The organism is Pseudomonas sp. ENNP23, from assembly GCF_001728945.1.
Classification (GTDB): domain Bacteria; phylum Pseudomonadota; class Gammaproteobacteria; order Pseudomonadales; family Pseudomonadaceae; genus Metapseudomonas; species Metapseudomonas otitidis.
On sequence record NZ_LYSP01000006.1, the window covers coordinates 89,648 to 106,339 of the forward strand.

Consider the following 16,692-nt stretch of genomic DNA (forward strand, 5'->3'; position numbering starts at 1 on the left):
AGTACGCATGAAGAACTACAAGAAGATCCTGCTGGCCGCTGCCGCCACCCTGGCCTTCGGCACCCACGCCGTGGCCGCCGACAAGCTGAGAATCGGCACCGAAGGCGCCTACCCGCCCTTCAACCTGATCGACGCCAGCGGCAAGGTCGGTGGCTTCGACATCGAGGTCGCCCAGGCCCTGTGCGCCAAGATGAAAGTCGAGTGCGACGTGGTCACCTCCGACTGGGACGGCATCATCCCGGCCCTGAATGCCAAGAAATTCGACTTCCTCGCCGCCTCGATGTCCATCACCGAGGAGCGCAAGCAGGCCGTCGACTTCACCGATCCCTACTACACCAACAAGCTGCAGTTCATCGCCCCCAAGGACGCTGACTTCAAGACCGACAAGGCCAGCCTGAAAGGCAAGGTCATCGGTGCCCAGCGCGCCACCATCGCCGGCACCTGGCTGGAAGACAACATGGCCGACGTGGTCGACATCAAGCTCTACGACACCCAGGAGAACGCCTACCTCGACCTGGCCTCCGGGCGCGTCGACGGCGTGCTGGCCGACAAGTTCGTGAACTGGGAATGGCTCAAGAGCGACGCCGGCAAGGGCTTCGAATTCAAGGGCGAGCCGGTGTTCGACAACGACAAGATCGCCATCGCCGTGCGCAAGGGCGACCCCCTGCGCGAGAAGCTGAACGCGGCCCTGAAGGAAATCGTCGCGGACGGCACCTACAAGAAGATCAACGACAAGTACTTCCCCTTCAGCATCTATTGATGCCCGCCTGACCGGCGCCGCCCACGCGGCGCCGGTCCCCAGCAGTAGCCTTGCAGATGAACCTCGACCTCCACGGATTCGGCCCCGCCCTGGCGGCCGGCACCCTCATGACCATCAAGCTGGCGCTCTGCGCGCTGTCGCTCGGTCTGGTGCTGGGTCTGCTCGGTGCGCTGGCCAAGACTTCCCCCAAGAAGCCGCTGCAGTGGCTTGGCGGGACCTACTCCACCATCGTGCGCGGTGTGCCCGAGCTGCTCTGGGTGCTGCTGATCTACTTCGGCACCGTGAACCTCATGCGCGCCATCGGCGAGAAGATCGGCGTGCCAGGCCTGGAACTGTCCGCCTTCGCCGCCGGCACCATCGCCCTCGGCCTGTGCTTCGGCGCCTACGCCACCGAGGTGTTCCGCGGCGCCATCCTGGCGATCCCCAAGGGGCACCGTGAGGCCGGCCTTGCACTGGGCCTGTCCAACGGTCGCATCCTCTGGCGCCTGATCCTGCCGCAGATGTGGCGCATCGCCCTGCCGGGCCTGGGCAACCTGTTCATGATCCTGATGAAGGACACCGCGCTGGTCTCGGTGATCGGCCTCGAGGAAATCATGCGTCGCTCGCAGATCGCCGTGACCGCCAGCAAGGAGCCCTTCACCTTCTACCTGGTGGCGGCCTTCATCTACCTGGGCCTGACCGTCCTCGCCATGATCGGCATGCACTGGCTGGAAAAACGCGCCGGGCGCGGCTTCAAGAGGAGCGCGGCATGAACTGGGACGTGATCATCAAGTACCTGCCGCGCCTGTTCGAAGGGGCGTTGCTGACCCTGGAGCTGGTGGCCATCGCCGTGATCGCCGGGCTGATCCTGGCACTGCCCATGGGCATCGCACGCGCCTCCCGCCACTGGTATGTGCGCGCCCTGCCCTACGGCTACATCTTCTTCTTCCGCGGCACGCCGCTGCTGGTGCAACTGTTCCTCGTCTACTACGGGCTGGCGCAGTTCGAGGCGGTACGCCACAGCGACCTTTGGCAGTACCTGCGCAGCCCGTTCTGGTGTGCCGTGATCACCATGACCCTGCACACCGCCGCCTACATCGCCGAGATCATCCGCGGCGCCATCCAGGCCATCCCGCCGGGTGAGATCGAGGCGGCGCGGGCACTGGGCATGTCCCAGGCCAAGACGCTGGTGCACATCATCCTGCCGCGTGCTGCGCGGATCGGCCTGCCGGCCTACAGCAACGAAGTGATCCTGATGCTCAAGGCCAGTGCCCTGGCCAGCACGGTGACCCTGCTGGAACTCACCGGCATGGCGCGCACCATCATCGCCCGCACCTACCTGCCGGTGGAGATCTTCTTCGCCGCCGGGATGTTCTACCTGGTGATCGCCTTCCTGCTGGTACGCGGCTTCCGCCTGCTGGAAAAATGGCTGCGGGTCGACGCCTGCCAAGGCCGCTGACCCTGACCGCCGCTCCCGCCCGGGAGCGGCGTATACTCCGCACCCCGACACCACACACGTCCTCCCAGATGCCTCATCCCGCCCCGCTCCAGGGCGCCGAACTGCTGGAACGCTTCCAGGCGCTCGACCGTTTCCTCGTCGACGGGCAGCGCTTCTGGCAACCCGAGCCCTTCACTGAGCCCGTCCTGCCTTGGGAATCCGAGCTTCCCGAACTCGCGGCCTGGCTGCGCAGCCGGACACTGGAGCAGGCCGAAGCCGCCCATGGTGAGCTGAACCTGCCCGACGCCCCGGCGCCCTTCGCCGGTCTGGCCGCTACAGCGTGCAGCCTGACCGCACTGCCGCCGCTGGACAGCCTGGGCAACGGCGAATGGCCGGCCAGGCTGGAGCTGGATGTGCCTGGGCGCAAGTGGCAGCAGATCCGCGCCTTCGCCGATCACCTCACCTTCCAGCGCCAACCCCGGCACTGGCTGGACTGGTGCGCCGGCAAGGGCCACCTCGGCCGCGCCCTGGCCTGGCGCCACGGCGAACTCACAGCACTGGAGCTGGACCCACAGCTGGTGGAAGACGGGCAACGCCTGAGTGATCGCCTACCGATAAAGGCCCGGCACCGCCAGCAGGACGTGCTGGCACCCGACACGGGCCATTGCCTGGCCCCGGAACACACCACCGTCGCCCTGCATGCCTGCGGCGACCTGCACGTGCGCCTCATGCAGTTGGCCAGCCAGGCCGGCTGCCAACAGCTCGCCATTGCCCCCTGCTGCTACAACCGGATTGCCAGCGAGGCCTACGCCCCGCTCTCCGCCGCCGCGCGGACCAGCACACTCCACCTGGACCGCCGGGACCTGCGCCTGGTGCAGAGCGAGACCGTCACCGCAGGCGCGCGCGTCCGCCGCCAGCGCGACCGTTCCATGGCCCGCCGCCTGGCCTTCGACCACCTGCAGCGGCAACTGCGTGGCAGCGACACCTACCTGCCCACGCCATCCCTGCCTGTGGCCTGGCTGAACAAGCCGTTCGACCGGTATTGCCATGACCTGGCAGCCCTTCGCGCGCTCACCATCACCACGGAGCCGGACTGGGCAGCGCTGGAAGCCCTCGGCTGGCAACGCCTGGCCCAGGTGCGCAACCTGGAGTTGCTGCGGGCCCTCTACCGGCGCCCCCTGGAATGCTGGCTGCTGCTGGACCTGGCGCTGTATCTGGAAGAGCAGGGCTACCGGGTCAAGGCCGGCCCTTTCTGCGCCCACCGCCTGACCCCGCGCAACCTGATGCTCCTGGCCGAACGCGAAAAATTGCCCACAGAACCTGTGGATAACTCTGTTGATGCTTTCTGAGCAACCCCCCGAAACGCTTTCAAACCGCCACGCCAGCCGAGCCGCTCACTTTCTGGCCAAGTCGACAAAACGCTGGTGAGACAGCCACTTGCTGCACTTCTGCGAACAGCGTCACAGGCTCGCTGCACGATCGTCCCAGCTTCATGCCTTTTGTGCATAAGCATCGGCCGACATCACACCCTCCCATCAAGGGTGGTTTACTCGGCCCAGCCAATCGCTATAATGGCGCCCCTCGCCGGTATAGCTCAGCAGGTAGAGCAACTGACTTGTAATCAGTAGGTCCCGGGTTCGATTCCTGGTGCCGGCACCATCTTTGAAAGCCTCGCTATTGCGGGGCTTTTTGCTATCCAGCCAATGCACATCCTCAGGCATACCAACATTGCCCAGGGGAGGACTTGGAAGGTCCTGCACAATCCACGACCATATGCCGTTCGCGACTCACGCCCTCCTACGTCACCACGGGTCCACGATATGCGCATCCTTATTACCGGCGGAGCCGGTTTCATCGGTTCGGCTCTCGTCCGTTACCTGCTGAACGATACGGACCATGAGGTCCTCAACCTCGACAAGCTGACCTACGCCGGCAACCTGGAATCACTGGCCAGCATCGAAGGTCATCCCCGTTACCGCTTTCTCAAGGCCGATATCGCCGACAGCGAAGCCGTGGGCGCTGCCCTGGCGCAGTTCCAGCCGCACGCCATCATGCACCTGGCTGCAGAGTCCCATGTGGACCGCTCCATCGACGGCCCGGCGGCCTTCATCCAGACCAACATCGTCGGCACCTATGCCCTGCTGGAAAGCGCCCGCGCCTACTGGTCGTCCCTGAACGCCGAGCGCAAGGCGGCATTCCGCTTCCACCACATTTCCACCGACGAGGTGTATGGCGACCTGCATGGCGTGGACGATCTGTTCACCGAGAGCACGCCCTACGCCCCCAGCTCGCCCTACTCCGCCAGCAAGGCCGCATCCGACCACCTGGTCCGTGCCTGGCACCGTACCTACGGCCTGCCGGTGCTGCTGACCAACTGCTCGAACAACTACGGCCCCTATCACTTCCCCGAGAAGCTGATCCCGCTGATGATCCTCAACGCCCTCGAAGGCAAGCCGCTGCCGGTCTATGGCGATGGCCTGCAGGTGCGCGACTGGCTGTTCGTCGAGGATCACGCCCGCGCCCTGGTGGAGGTGGTGACCCGTGGCCAGGTGGGCGAGACCTACAACATCGGTGGCCACAACGAGCAGAAGAACATCGAGGTGGTGCGCAGCATCTGCGCACTGCTGGAAGAACTGGCCCCGGCCAAGCCCGCCGGCATCGCCCGTTTCGAGGACCTGATCACCCACGTCAAGGACCGCCCGGGTCACGACCTGCGCTACGCCATCGACGCCGGCAAGATCGAGCGGGAACTGGGCTGGACCCCTCAGGAAACCTTCCACAGCGGCCTGCGCAAGACCGTGCAGTGGTACCTCGACAATCTGGAGTGGTGCCGCCACGTACAGGACGGCAGCTACCAACGCGAACGGCTGGGAGCCCACGCATGAAAGGCATCATCCTCGCGGGGGGCTCCGGCACCCGCCTGCACCCCATCACCCTCGGCGTGTCCAAGCAGCTGCTGCCGATCTACGACAAGCCGATGATCTACTACCCCCTCTCGGTGCTGATGCTCGCCGGCATCCGCGAGATCCTGATCATCTCCACCCCCCAGGACCTGCCGCAGTACCGCAACCTGCTGGGCGATGGCAGCGCCTTCGGCGTCAGCCTCGACTACGCCGAACAACCCTCGCCGGATGGACTGGCCCAGGCCTTCCTGATCGGCGAAGACTTCATCGGCGGCGACTCGGTGTGCCTGATCCTCGGCGACAACATCTTCCACGGCCAGCACTTCACCGAGAAGCTCAAGCGCGCGGCCAGTGGGGACAAGGGCGCGACCGTGTTCGGCTACTGGGTCAACGATCCTGAGCGTTTCGGCGTCATCGAGTTCGATACGCAAGGCCAGGCTCTTTCCATTGAAGAAAAACCTGCCAAACCCAAGTCCAGCTACGCCGTCACCGGGTTGTACTTCTACGACAACGACGTGATCCGGATCGCCAAGGCCGTGAAGCCCTCACCGCGTGGTGAGCTGGAGATCACCGACGTCAACAATGCCTACCTGGCACGCGGCGACCTGCGGGTGGAAAAACTCGGCCGCGGCTTCGCCTGGCTCGACACCGGCACCCACGACAGCCTGCTGGAAGCCGCCCAGTACGTGCAGACCATCGAGCACCGCCAGGGGCTCAAGGTGGCCTGCCTGGAAGAGATCGCCTACCAGAACGGCTGGATCGACAAGGACCTGCTGCTGGCCCGCGCCAAGGCCTTCGGCAAGACCGGCTACGGCCAATACCTCTTCAAACTGGCGGGAGAACTGGCATGAACGTCATCAAGACCGACCTGCCGGACGTACTGATCCTCGAACCCCGCGTGTTCGGTGACGAGCGCGGCTTCTTCATGGAAAGCTTCAACGCCCGCACCTTCGAAGCGGTCACCGGCCTCCAGCGGGTGTTCGTCCAGGACAACCATTCCCGCTCACAGAAGGGTGTGCTGCGCGGCCTGCATTACCAACTGCAGCAGCCCCAGGGCAAGCTGGTGCGGGTCACCGCTGGCGAGGTGCTCGACGTCGCTGTCGACATCCGCCGCAGCTCGCCCACCTTCGGTCGCTGGGTCGGTGTGCATCTCTCTGCCGAGAACAAGCGTCAGCTCTGGGTTCCAGAGGGTTTCGCCCACGGTTTCGTGGTGCTCAGCGAGTTCGCCGAGTTCCTCTACAAGACCACCGACTACTACGCCCCGGCCCATGAGCGCTGCATTCGCTGGGACGACCCGACCCTCGCCATCGACTGGCAACTGAGCGAAGCCCCCCAGCTCTCCGCCAAGGACCAGGCCGGCGTGCGCCTGGAAGACGCCGAGGTGTTCCCGTGAAGATCCTCGTCACCGGCCACAGCGGCCAGGTCGCCCGTGAACTGGCGCTGGCCCTCGCCGGCCAGAGTGAACTGCTGATCCTGGGCCGCGACCGCCTCGACCTTGCCGACAACGAGGCCATTCGCCGGCGGGTCCGTGCCGAGCGCCCCGAGCTGATCATCAACGCCGCCGCCCACACCGCCGTGGACCAGGCCGAGAGCGAGCCCGAGGCCGCCTTCGCCCTCAACGCCACCGCCCCCGGCGTGCTGGCCGAAGAGGCTGCAGCCCTGGGTGCGCCGCTGATCCACTACTCCACTGACTACGTCTTCGATGGCCGCAAGACCGCGCCCTACACCGAGGACGACCTGCCCAACCCGCTGGGCGTCTACGGCCGCAGCAAACTGGCCGGGGAAGAGGCGATCCGCGCGGTGGGCGGTGCACACCTGATCCTGCGCACCAGTTGGGTCTATTCCCTGCACGGGCGCAACTTCCTGCTCACCATGCAGCGCCTGCTGCAGGAGCGCGAACAACTGAACGTGGTGGACGACCAGGTCGGCGCGCCCACCTGGGCCGGCGACATCGCCACCGCCACCGCTGCCCTGATCCAGCGCTGGCAACAAGGCCGCCAGGCCTGGGGCACCTACCACTTCACGGCCGGCGGCGAGACCTCCTGGTTCGGCTTCGCCAGCGCCATCGCCGAGACGCTGAAAGCCCGAGGCAAACCCTGCGCCCGCCTGGAGCCCATCCCCAGCAGCGCCTACCCGACGCCCGCCAAACGGCCGCTCAACTCGCGGCTGGACGGCAGCAAGCTGCGGCGCGACTGGGACGTCGCCCTGCCCGAATGGAGCCAGGGGCTGGAGGCGTGCCTGCGCCACCCTCGCTGAGCGCGCCGGTGTCATAATGCGCGCCACCCCGGGCGCATCCTGACACCATGACCGCGAACACCCTCCCCTACCGACCCCGCTGGCGCAGCCTCGTGCTGCTGGCACTGGTGCTCGCCCCCCTGCTCTGGCCCGCGCACCACCTGGCCGACCGCTACTACAACCGCACCCTGGCCGAGCAGAACCGGCAGACCCTCGACCTCTATGTCGCCAACCTGCTGGGCACCCTGCGCCGTTTCGAAGTGCTGCCACCGATCCTCGCCGACCTCCCGGCCCTGCGCGAACAACTGGCCGCCCCGCAGGACCCGGCCCGCCTGGACGCCGCCAACCGCCTGCTGAGTGAGGTGCGCGAGGAAACCGGGGCCGACGTCATCTACCTGATGAACCCCGAAGGCCGCACCCTCAGCTCTTCCAACTGGGACAAGGCCGACAGCTTCGTCGGCCGCGACTTCTCCTTCCGCCCCTACTTCCGCGAAGCCCTGCAGGGCCGCCAGGGGCGCTTCTTCGGCCTCGGCACCACCTCCGGCAAGCGCGGCTACTTCTACGCCAGCCCGGTGCTGGAGCAGGGCCGGGTGATCGGCATCCTGGTGGTCAAGGTCGACCTGGACGACGCCGAGTCCCTCTGGGGCAACACCCCCGAGCAACTGATGGTCACCGACAGCAACGGCGTCGCCATCATCACCTCCCGCCCCCAGTGGCGCTTCCACGCCACCCGCGAGCTGGACGCCGCCGAGCGCGCCGCCATCGCCGCCAACCAGCCCTACCCGACCCAGGTGCCCGAGCCCCTGCGCCTGCGCAGCCAGGACTGGATCACCCAGAGCCGCGAGCTGCAGGAAACCGGCTGGACCGTCAGCATCCTCGCCCCGCGCCTGCTGATCGACCGCCAGGTACGCACCACCGACGCCATCGTCGCCGCCACCCTGCTCGCCCTGCTGCTGCTCATCGGCCTGATGATGCAGCGCCGCAGACACTACCTCGACCGCATCGCCCTCGACGCCCGCGCCCGCCAGGAGCTGGAAGCCCGCGTGCAGGAACGCACCCGCGACCTGGAGGCCCTGAACAACCGCCTCAAGGACGAAGTGCTCGAACGCGAGCAGGCCCAGCAGGAACTGGTGCGCGCCCAGGACGAACTGGTGCAGTCCGGCAAGCTCACCGCCCTCGGCACCATGTCCGCCAGCATCAGCCACGAGCTCAACCAGCCCCTGGCGGCCATCCGCAGCTACGCCGACAACGCCGTGGTGCTGCTCGACCACCAACGCCACGACGACGCCCGCGCCAACCTCAACCTGATCAGCGAGCTGACCGGGCGCATGGCCTCGATCATCGCCCACCTGCGCGCCTTCGCCCGGCGCGACCGCCACGCCCCCGAGAGCGTCGCCCTGCAGCCGGCGGTGGACGACGCCCTCGCCCTGCTGGCCAAGCGCCGCCGCGCCATGGACGTGGAGCTGATCCGCGACCTGCCCGAGGCCCAGCTCTGGGTCCAGGCCGGCGAAACCCGCCTGCGCCAGGTGCTCGGCAACCTCCTGGCCAACGCCCTCGACGCCCTGGGCGAAAAACCCCAGCCGCGGCGCATCTGGATCAGCACCGCCGCCCCCGAACCCGGCATCGTCGAACTGCACCTGCGGGACAACGGCCCCGGCTTCAGCGCCGAGGCCCTGCAGCGGGCCCGTGAACCCTTCTTCACCACCAAGACCAGCGCCCAGGGCCTGGGACTCGGCCTGGCCATCTGCGACAGCCTCATGCGCGCCTTGGGTGGCGAGCTGCTGTTCGACAACCACCCCGAAGGGGGCGCCCTGCTGACCCTGCGCCTGCGCACCGCCGTACCTGGCGCCAACCCCCTGTCGCCCGAGGACATCGCCCCATGACCGTACCCCTCGACCCCACCGTCCAGGTCCTGCTGATCGACGACGACCCGCACCTGCGCCAGGCCCTCAGCCAGACCCTCGACCTGGCCGGGCTCAAGGTCGCCAGCCTGGGGGATGCCAAGGGCGTCGCCGACGCACTCGACCCCGACTGGCCCGGCGTGGTGGTCAGCGACATCCGCATGCCCGGCATCGACGGCCTGGAGTTGCTGCGCCAGCTCCACGCCCGCGACCCGCAGTTGCCGGTGCTGCTGATCACCGGCCACGGCGACGTGCCCCTGGCGGTGCAGGCCATGCGCGCCGGCGCCTACGACTTCCTGGAGAAGCCCTTCGCCAGCGACGACCTGCTGGACAGCGTGCGCCGTGCCCTCGACCTGCGCCGCCTGGTGCTGGAGAACCGCAGCCTGCGCCTGGCCCTCTCCGACCGGCAGCAGCTCAGTGCCCGCATCATCGGCCAGTCCGCCGCCAGCCAGCGCCTGCGCGAACAGGTCGGCGCCCTCGCCGCCACCCAGGCCGACGTGCTGATCCTCGGCGAGACCGGGGCCGGCAAGGAGGTGGTCGCCCGCGCCCTGCACGACCTGTCCGGCCGGCGCGACGGCCCCTTCGTCGCCATCAACGCCGGCGCCCTGGCCGAATCGGTGGTGGAAAGCGAGCTGTTCGGCCATGAGCAAGGCGCCTTCACCGGCGCCACCAAGCGCCGCATCGGCAAGTTCGAATACGCCAACGGCGGCACGCTGTTCCTCGACGAGATCGAGAGCATGAGCCCCGACGTCCAGGTCAAGCTGCTGCGCCTGCTGCAGGAACGGGTGGTGGAGCGCCTCGGCGCCAACCAGTTGATCCCGCTGGACATCCGCATCATCGCCGCCACCAAGGAAGACCTGCGCCAGGCCGCCGACCAGGGCCGCTTCCGCGCCGACCTCTACTACCGCCTCAACGTCGCCAGCCTGCGCCTCCCACCGCTGCGCGAGCGCGGCGAGGACATCCTCCTGCTGTTCCGCCACTTCGCCGAAGCCGCCTCGGCCCGCCACGGCGGCCAGCCGCGCCCGCTGGACGCCGGCCAGCGCGCCACCCTGCTGGCCCACAACTGGCCGGGCAACGTGCGCGAACTGCAGAACGCCGCCGAACGCTTCGCCCTGGGCCTGGACCTGGCGCTGGACAACAGCGCGCCGGAGGTGCCCCTCGGCGGAGGCGGCCTCAGCGAACAGGTGGAAGCCTTCGAAAAAGCCCTGATCCAGGCCGAGCTGGCCAACCCCCACAGCTCCATGCGCAGCCTGGCGGAAGCCCTCGGCCTGCCGCGCAAGACCCTCTCGGACAAGCTGCGCAAGCACAACCTGGCCTTCATCGGCGGAAATCCGAACGACGACGGCGAGGGCTAGGCGGAAAACCGCCCAGCGTCACACGCGCTCTCCAGCCACAGGGCACGCCGGGCAAGGGCTTCAGCCATGGAATGGGCCTGGCACAGCCCTTGCTCATCAGCCCCCGCCCGGCACGCGCCGGGCCTGGGCACCCGCCAGCGGCAGGTGCCCGCCCGCAGCGGTCACAAGCCGCCAGCGGGTCACTCCCTCGATCGGCTGCCCTGCAGCCAGGCGCCGGGCCACCCGCCCGCCGTCATCGGTGAAGAGCCCGGCCACCCGCCGGGCTCTTCGTCACCCCTCCCGCTCCCGCAGGAATCGCTCCAGGTCCACCGGCGTTCCCGGTGCCGCGTGCAACTGCGCGCGCAGGTCATCGAACACCCGCACGTAGTCCCGATGATGGGCCAGGGGCTTGAGCGCGCCCGATGCCAGGCCGTGCCGTCGCAGGCAGCGGCAGGCGCGGTGGAGAAAGTTGTAGGCAACGTCGCGGTGCAGGCGGAAGCGGTCATGGAAGGGCCGCCCGCTGACCTCACCGGCCAGGTCGAAGTGCACATAGGGGCCGTCATCGTCCTGACGCAGTGCATAGTCCAGGTCGAAGCGATAAGCCGGGTACATGCCCAGCGGCTCGCTGCGGATATCCAGGTGTCCGGGGCGGAACATCATTCACCTCCACCGATGTCGAGAAGCCCGGGGGGCCCTGTCCCTGGGCCGGCTTATAGCGGGACGTGATTACCGCCTGATTGCGCTATTCCCTTCGGCAGAAAAGCGAAACCGCCAGCCTGCTCCTTCACCGTTCCCCGCAACTTGAATTGAAATCAAAACCGTCTAGCTTGAACCGGACGCTGCTCCAGGGAAGGTCAAAAGCCCCGCCAATCGAGGCTCACAGCCCTCCCAGGAAAGCTGTCGAGCTGCTCAGGTTTCTGTCGGAAATTGTTCCTCGCACATCGTTAGCTGGCTATTGACCCACGTCATCACTCTTCCATGAAAGGAAGAGCCAACTACGCACAGTTCCTACTCGAATGGAGGTGCAAGATGTCAGACTCCACGCACAAACTCCGACTCGGCGCGCTCGTCGCCCTGGTGGTCGGTTCCATGATCGGCGGCGGGATCTTCTCCCTGCCCCAGAACATGGCAGCCAGTGCAGATGCCGGCGCAATCCTCATCGGCTGGGCGATCACCGCCGTCGGCATGCTGACCCTGGCGTTCGTCTTCCAGACCCTGGCCAACCGCAAGCCCAACCTCGACGGCGGCGTCTACGCCTACGCCAAGGCCGGGTTCGGTGACTACATGGGCTTCTCCTCGGCCTGGGGCTACTGGATCAGCGCCTGGCTGGGCAACGTCGGCTACTTCGTTCTGCTGTTCAGCACCCTCGGCTACTTCTTCCCGATCTTCGGCGAGGGCAACACGCCCGCGGCCATCGTCGGCGCCTCAGTGGTGCTCTGGGCCGTGCATTTCCTGGTGCTACGCGGCATCCGGGAGGCGGCCTTCATCAACCTCGTGACCACCATCGCCAAGGTGGTGCCGCTGTTCCTGTTCATCCTCATCTGCCTGTTCGCCTTCAAGCTGGACATCTTCACCGCCGACATCTGGGGCACCAAGAATCCCGAGCTGGGCAGCGTGATGAACCAGGTTCGCAACATGATGCTGGTCACCGTCTGGGTGTTCATCGGCATCGAAGGCGCGAGCATCTTCTCCGCCCGCGCCGAGAAGCGCAGCGACGTCGGCAAGGCCACCATCCTCGGCTTCGTCATCGTGCTGCTGTTGCTGGTACTGGTGAACGTACTGTCCCTCGGCATCATGACCCAGCCGGAACTGGCCCAACTGAAGAACCCCTCCATGGCCGCCGTGCTGGAGCATGTGGTGGGGCACTGGGGCGCGGTGCTGATCAGCGTCGGCCTGGTGGTCTCGCTGGTGGGGGCGCTGCTGTCCTGGGTGCTGCTGTGTGCGGAGATCCTCTTCGCCGCCGCGAAGGACCACACCATGCCGGAGTTCCTGCGTCGCGAGAACGCCAACCACGTCCCCGCCAACGCACTCTGGCTGACCAACGCCATGGTGCAGTTGTTCCTCATCGTCACGCTGTTCAACAACAGCACCTACCTGTCGCTGATCTACCTGGCCACCTCGATGATCCTGGTGCCGTACTTCTGGTCCGCCGCCTACGCCGTGCTGCTGCCGCTGCGGGGCGAGACCTACGAGCAGGACGCCAGCGAGCGCGGCAAGGACCTGGCCATCGCCGGCCTCGCCCTGATCTACGCCACCTGGCTGCTGTACGCCGGCGGCGTGAAGTACCTGCTGCTCTCGGCGCTGCTCTACGCCCCCGGCGCCATCCTCTTCGCCAAGGCCAAGCATGAGCTCGGCCAACCGGTATTCACCCCTGTCGAGAAGCTGATCTTTGCCGCCGTCGTCATCGGCGCGCTGGTAGCGGCCTATGGCCTCTACGACGGCTTCCTGACCCTCTGATCCGCAAGGAGACCTGCCATGTCCAACGTCAAACTCGGCGTCCACTCCGAAGCCGGCAAACTGCACAAAGTGATGGTCTGCTCCCCCGGCCTCGCCCACATGCGGCTGACCCCGAACAACTGCGACGAACTCCTGTTCGACGATGTCATCTGGGTCAACCAGGCCAAGCGCGACCACTTCGACTTCGTCACCAAGATGCGCGAGCGCGGCATCGAAGTGCTGGAGATGCACAACCTGCTCACCGACATCGTGCAGAACCCCGAGGCCCTGAAGTGGATCCTCGACCGCAAGATCACCCCCGACCAGGTCGGCGTCGGCCTGGTCAACGAAGTGCGCGCCTGGCTCGAAGAGCAGGAGCCGCGCAAGCTCGCCGAATACCTGATCGGCGGCGTCGCCGGCTCCGACCTGCCGGACAGCGAAGGGGTCAGCGCGATCAAGATGTACCGCGACTACCTGGGCCACTCCAGCTTCATCCTGCCGCCGCTGCCCAACACCCAGTTCACCCGCGACACCACCTGCTGGATCTACGGCGGCGTCACGCTCAACCCCATGTACTGGCCGGCGCGACGTCAGGAAACCCTGCTGACCACCGCCATCTACAAGTTCCACCCGCAGTTCACCGGCGCCGACTTCGAAGTCTGGTACGGCGACCCGGACAAGGACCACGGCATGGCCACCCTCGAAGGCGGCGACGTGATGCCCATCGGCAACGGCGTGGTGCTCATCGGCATGGGCGAGCGCACCTCGCGCCAGGCCATCGGCCAACTGGCACAGTCGCTGTTCAGCAAGGGTGCGGTGCAGAAGATCATCGTCGCCGGCCTGCCCAAGTCCCGCGCCGCCATGCACCTGGACACCGTGTTCACCTTCTGCGACCGCGACCTGGTGACCATCTTCCCGGAAGTGGTGCGCGAGATCGTGCCCTTCGTCCTGCGCCCGGACGAGAGCCGCCCCTACGGCATCGACATCCGCCGCGAAGAGAAGCACTTCGTCGACGTGGTCGCCGAATCCCTTGGCCTCAAGCAACTGCGCGTGGTGCAGACCGGCGGTGACAGCTTCGAAGCCGAACGCGAGCAATGGGACGACGGCAACAACGTGGTCTGCCTGGAACCCGGCGTGGTCATCGGCTACGACCGCAACACCTACACCAACACCCAACTGCGCAAGGCGGGTGTCGAGGTGGTCACCATCAGTGCCAGCGAACTCGGCCGCGGTCGCGGCGGTGGCCACTGCATGACCTGCCCGATCCTGCGCGACCCGATCGACTACTGAGACCCGGCGGCGGCCGTCACCCACGGCCGCCTCCGCCCCGCCGACGCCACGAGCAGTACAGGCGAGGCCCTTCTTCCGACCTGCCCACAAGGAGCACGACCATGGCCTTCAACATGCACAACCGCAACCTGCTGAGCCTGATGCACCACAGCACCCGCGAGCTGCGCTACCTGCTGGACCTCTCCCGCGATCTCAAGCGCGCCAAGTACACCGGCACCGAGCAGCAGCACCTCAAGCGCAAGAACATCGCGCTGATCTTCGAGAAGACCTCCACCCGCACCCGCTGCGCCTTCGAGGTCGCCGCCTATGACCAGGGCGCCAACGTCACCTACATCGACCCCAACTCCTCGCAGATCGGCCACAAGGAGAGCATGAAGGACACCGCCCGGGTGCTCGGCCGCATGTACGACGCCATCGAGTACCGCGGCTTCCATCAGGACATCGTCGAAGAACTGGCCACCTACGCCGGCGTGCCGGTGTTCAACGGCCTCACCGACGAGTACCACCCGACCCAGATGCTCGCCGACGTGCTGACCATGCGCGAGCACAGCGACAAGCCCCTGCACGACATCCGCTACGCCTACCTGGGCGACGCCCGCAACAACATGGGCAACTCCCTGCTGCTGATCGGCGCCAAGCTCGGCATGGACGTGCGCATCGCCGCACCGAAAGCCCTCTGGCCCAGCGATGAACACGTCGCCGCGTGCAAGAAGTTCGCCGAGGAAAGCGGCGCCCGCATCACCCTCACCGAAGACCCGAAGGAAGCGGTGAAGGGCGTGGACTTCGTCCACACCGACGTGTGGGTCTCCATGGGCGAGCCGGTGGAAGCCTGGGGCGAGCGCATCAAGGAGCTGCTGCCCTACCAGGTGAACATGGACATCATGAAAGCCACCGGTAACCCCCGGGCCAAGTTCATGCACTGCCTGCCAGCCTTCCACAACAGCGAGACCAAGGTCGGCAAGCAGATCGCCGAGCAGTACCCGCACCTGAAGAACGGCATCGAAGTCACCGAGGACGTCTTCGAGTCCCCCTACAACATCGCCTTCGAGCAGGCGGAAAACCGCATGCACACCATCAAGGCGATTCTCGTCGCGACCCTCGCCGACATCTGATTCCAGTTCGCCACAGGGGCGCTGGCTTTGTCGGCCGCACTGCGCGGCTCCTCACCGTACCGAGGTACGGGTCGTCGCTGCTCGCTTGCCTTCGCGCCATCATCCCCTGTGGCTTCCCGGAATCCGAGTGATCAGGAGACGGAGCGGAAAACCGCTCCCTCTCCCCTGCAACAGGAGAACAATCATGCGAATAGTCATCGCGTTGGGCGGCAACGCCCTGCTGCGCCGAGGCGAAGCCATGACCGCCGACAACCAGCGGGACAACGTCCGCGTCGCCTGCGAGCAGATCGCCAAGGTCGCCCCCGGCAACGAACTGGTGATCGCCCACGGCAACGGCCCGCAAGTGGGCCTGCTGGCCCTCCAGGGCGCCGCCTACGACGCCGCCAACCCCTACCCGCTGGACGTGCTCGGGGCCGAGACCGAGGGCATGATCGGCTACATGATCGAACAGGAGCTGGGCAACCTGCTCCCGGTCGAAGTGCCCTTCGCCACCCTGCTCACCCAGGTGGAAGTGGACCCGGCCGACCCCGCCTTCCAGCACCCCAGCAAGCCCATCGGCCCGGTCTACCCCCGCGAGGACGCCGAACGCCTGGCCGCTGAAAAAGGCTGGGCCATCGCTCCTGACGGCGACAAGTTCCGCCGCGTGGTCGCCAGCCCCAGGCCCAAGCAGATCTTCGAGATCCGCCCGATCAAGTGGCTGCTGGATAAAGGCTCGGTGGTCATCTGCGCCGGCGGCGGCGGCATCCCCACGATGTACGAGAACGGCAAGCTCAAGGGCGTCGAAGCGGTCATCGACAAGGACCTCTGCTCCGCCCTGCTGGCCCGCCAACTGGAGAGCGACCTGCTGGTGATCGCCACCGACGTGGACGCCGCCTACGTCGACTGGGGCAAGCCTACGCAGAAGGCCATCGCCCAGGCCCACCCCGACGAACTGGAGCGCCTCGGCTTCGCCGCCGGCTCCATGGGGCCCAAGGTCCAGGCCGCCTGCGAGTTCGCCCGCGAGACCGGCCGTCCTGCGGTGATCGGTGCCCTGAAGGACATCGAAGCCATCGCCCGGGGCCAGGCCGGCACCCGCGTCAGCACCGCCACCCCCGGCCTCAGCTACCGCTGAAGCCCAGGCCCGGCGCGCCCTCGCGGGCCGCCGGGCGCCTCCTCGGCCGGCAGCACCGGCCGCCCTCCAAGTGACTCGACGGTCATAGACCGCGTCAGGTATGGCATTCGGTTCGTACGAGCTGCCACCCGGTCCGTGACCGGGCCCCGACCTCGCACCCCTGGCCAGCCACCCCTGCGGTCTCCTTGGCCCG

General features: G+C 67.0%; 15 protein-coding genes and 1 tRNA gene. 15 read left to right on the forward strand and 1 reads right to left on the reverse strand.

Going from position 1 to position 16,692, the window contains the following annotated elements:
• Window positions 1-7 precede the first annotated feature (7 nt).
• The 11 genes from A9G05_RS05380 (at window position 8) to dctD (ending at window position 10,571) form a co-directional block, all read left to right on the forward strand.
• A complete protein-coding gene (locus tag A9G05_RS05380; protein WP_069559982.1) occupies window positions 8-760 on the forward strand; it encodes an ABC transporter substrate-binding protein in 753 nt (250 codons plus the stop codon).
• Between the two features lie 56 nt (window positions 761-816).
• The gene (locus A9G05_RS05385; protein ID WP_069559983.1) at window positions 817-1,512 is read left to right on the forward strand and encodes an ABC transporter permease; all 696 of its coding nucleotides are present in this window, start codon (window positions 817-819) and stop codon (window positions 1,510-1,512) included.
• Window positions 1,509-2,198, forward strand: coding sequence for an ABC transporter permease (locus A9G05_RS05390; protein ID WP_069559984.1), 690 nt, complete (start codon window positions 1,509-1,511; stop codon window positions 2,196-2,198). Before A9G05_RS05385 ends, A9G05_RS05390 begins: the two co-directional genes overlap by 4 nt.
• 68 nt (window positions 2,199-2,266) lie before the next feature.
• Window positions 2,267-3,526: a methyltransferase gene (locus tag A9G05_RS05395; protein ID WP_069559985.1), complete on the forward strand. Its 1,260-nt coding sequence runs from the start codon at window positions 2,267-2,269 to the stop codon at window positions 3,524-3,526.
• Between the two features lie 234 nt (window positions 3,527-3,760).
• A tRNA-Thr gene (locus tag A9G05_RS05400) sits at window positions 3,761-3,836 on the forward strand.
• Window positions 3,837-3,997: 161 nt separating this feature from the next.
• Window positions 3,998-5,062 carry a dTDP-glucose 4,6-dehydratase gene (gene rfbB, locus A9G05_RS05405; protein ID WP_069559986.1) on the forward strand — a complete coding sequence of 355 codons (1,065 nt, stop codon included), beginning with the start codon at window positions 3,998-4,000 and terminating at the stop codon, window positions 5,060-5,062.
• Window positions 5,059-5,931, forward strand: a complete 873-nt coding sequence (gene rfbA / locus A9G05_RS05410; RefSeq protein WP_069559987.1) for a glucose-1-phosphate thymidylyltransferase RfbA — start codon at window positions 5,059-5,061, stop codon at window positions 5,929-5,931. The genes rfbB and rfbA overlap by 4 nt, the downstream gene beginning before the upstream one ends.
• Window positions 5,928-6,473: a dTDP-4-dehydrorhamnose 3,5-epimerase gene (gene rfbC, locus A9G05_RS05415; RefSeq protein ID WP_069559988.1), complete on the forward strand. Its 546-nt coding sequence runs from the start codon at window positions 5,928-5,930 to the stop codon at window positions 6,471-6,473. The genes rfbA and rfbC overlap by 4 nt, the downstream gene beginning before the upstream one ends.
• On the forward strand, window positions 6,470-7,336 hold the full coding sequence (gene rfbD / locus A9G05_RS05420; protein WP_069559989.1) for a dTDP-4-dehydrorhamnose reductase: 867 nt from the start codon (window positions 6,470-6,472) through the stop codon (window positions 7,334-7,336). The genes rfbC and rfbD overlap by 4 nt, the downstream gene beginning before the upstream one ends.
• Window positions 7,337-7,383: 47 nt before the next feature.
• Complete coding sequence (locus A9G05_RS05425; RefSeq protein ID WP_069559990.1) at window positions 7,384-9,198, forward strand: sensor histidine kinase; 1,815 nt, start codon at window positions 7,384-7,386, stop codon at window positions 9,196-9,198.
• On the forward strand, window positions 9,195-10,571 hold the full coding sequence (gene dctD / locus A9G05_RS05430; protein WP_069559991.1) for a two-component system response regulator DctD: 1,377 nt from the start codon (window positions 9,195-9,197) through the stop codon (window positions 10,569-10,571). The genes A9G05_RS05425 and dctD overlap by 4 nt, the downstream gene beginning before the upstream one ends.
• Window positions 10,572-10,841: 270 nt before the next feature.
• Here dctD and A9G05_RS05435 read toward each other — a convergent pair whose 3' ends face one another.
• Window positions 10,842-11,207, reverse strand: coding sequence for a DUF5064 family protein (locus tag A9G05_RS05435; protein WP_069559992.1), 366 nt, complete (start codon window positions 11,205-11,207; stop codon window positions 10,842-10,844).
• Window positions 11,208-11,579: 372 nt separating this feature from the next.
• On the opposite strand from A9G05_RS05435, the gene arcD reads away from it, so the two are divergent.
• From arcD to arcC, 4 genes are all read left to right on the forward strand, one after another.
• Window positions 11,580-13,007, forward strand: a complete 1,428-nt coding sequence (arcD, locus tag A9G05_RS05440; protein ID WP_069559993.1) for an arginine-ornithine antiporter — start codon at window positions 11,580-11,582, stop codon at window positions 13,005-13,007.
• Between the two features lie 18 nt (window positions 13,008-13,025).
• Window positions 13,026-14,276: an arginine deiminase gene (gene arcA, locus A9G05_RS05445; protein WP_069559994.1), complete on the forward strand. Its 1,251-nt coding sequence runs from the start codon at window positions 13,026-13,028 to the stop codon at window positions 14,274-14,276.
• Between the two features lie 101 nt (window positions 14,277-14,377).
• Window positions 14,378-15,388 carry an ornithine carbamoyltransferase gene (locus A9G05_RS05450; RefSeq protein ID WP_069559995.1) on the forward strand — a complete coding sequence of 337 codons (1,011 nt, stop codon included), beginning with the start codon at window positions 14,378-14,380 and terminating at the stop codon, window positions 15,386-15,388.
• A 184-nt stretch (window positions 15,389-15,572) separates the two neighbouring features.
• The gene (arcC, locus tag A9G05_RS05455; RefSeq protein WP_069559996.1) at window positions 15,573-16,499 is read left to right on the forward strand and encodes a carbamate kinase; all 927 of its coding nucleotides are present in this window, start codon (window positions 15,573-15,575) and stop codon (window positions 16,497-16,499) included.
• Window positions 16,500-16,692: the final 193 nt, after the last annotated feature.

What these genes read in the sequence shown, in the direction of transcription:
- arcC (WP_069559996.1), top strand. Translation starts at nt 15,573, where the DNA reads ATGCGAATAGTCATCGCGTTGGGCGGCAACGCCCTGCTGCGCCGAGGC.
- A9G05_RS05390 (WP_069559984.1), top strand. Translation starts at nt 1,509, where the DNA reads ATGAACTGGGACGTGATCATCAAGTACCTGCCGCGCCTGTTCGAAGGG.
- A9G05_RS05395 (WP_069559985.1), top strand. Translation starts at nt 2,267, where the DNA reads ATGCCTCATCCCGCCCCGCTCCAGGGCGCCGAACTGCTGGAACGCTTC.
- A9G05_RS05425 (WP_069559990.1), top strand. Translation starts at nt 7,384, where the DNA reads ATGACCGCGAACACCCTCCCCTACCGACCCCGCTGGCGCAGCCTCGTG.
- rfbA (WP_069559987.1), top strand. Translation starts at nt 5,059, where the DNA reads ATGAAAGGCATCATCCTCGCGGGGGGCTCCGGCACCCGCCTGCACCCC.
- arcD (WP_069559993.1), top strand. Translation starts at nt 11,580, where the DNA reads ATGTCAGACTCCACGCACAAACTCCGACTCGGCGCGCTCGTCGCCCTG.
- A9G05_RS05380 (WP_069559982.1), top strand. Translation starts at nt 8, where the DNA reads ATGAAGAACTACAAGAAGATCCTGCTGGCCGCTGCCGCCACCCTGGCC.
- A9G05_RS05450 (WP_069559995.1), top strand. Translation starts at nt 14,378, where the DNA reads ATGGCCTTCAACATGCACAACCGCAACCTGCTGAGCCTGATGCACCAC.
- A9G05_RS05385 (WP_069559983.1), top strand. Translation starts at nt 817, where the DNA reads ATGAACCTCGACCTCCACGGATTCGGCCCCGCCCTGGCGGCCGGCACC.
- rfbC (WP_069559988.1), top strand. Translation starts at nt 5,928, where the DNA reads ATGAACGTCATCAAGACCGACCTGCCGGACGTACTGATCCTCGAACCC.
- dctD (WP_069559991.1), top strand. Translation starts at nt 9,195, where the DNA reads ATGACCGTACCCCTCGACCCCACCGTCCAGGTCCTGCTGATCGACGAC.
- A9G05_RS05435 (WP_069559992.1), bottom strand. Translation starts at nt 11,207, where the DNA reads ATGTTCCGCCCCGGACACCTGGATATCCGCAGCGAGCCGCTGGGCATG.
- arcA (WP_069559994.1), top strand. Translation starts at nt 13,026, where the DNA reads ATGTCCAACGTCAAACTCGGCGTCCACTCCGAAGCCGGCAAACTGCAC.
- rfbB (WP_069559986.1), top strand. Translation starts at nt 3,998, where the DNA reads ATGCGCATCCTTATTACCGGCGGAGCCGGTTTCATCGGTTCGGCTCTC.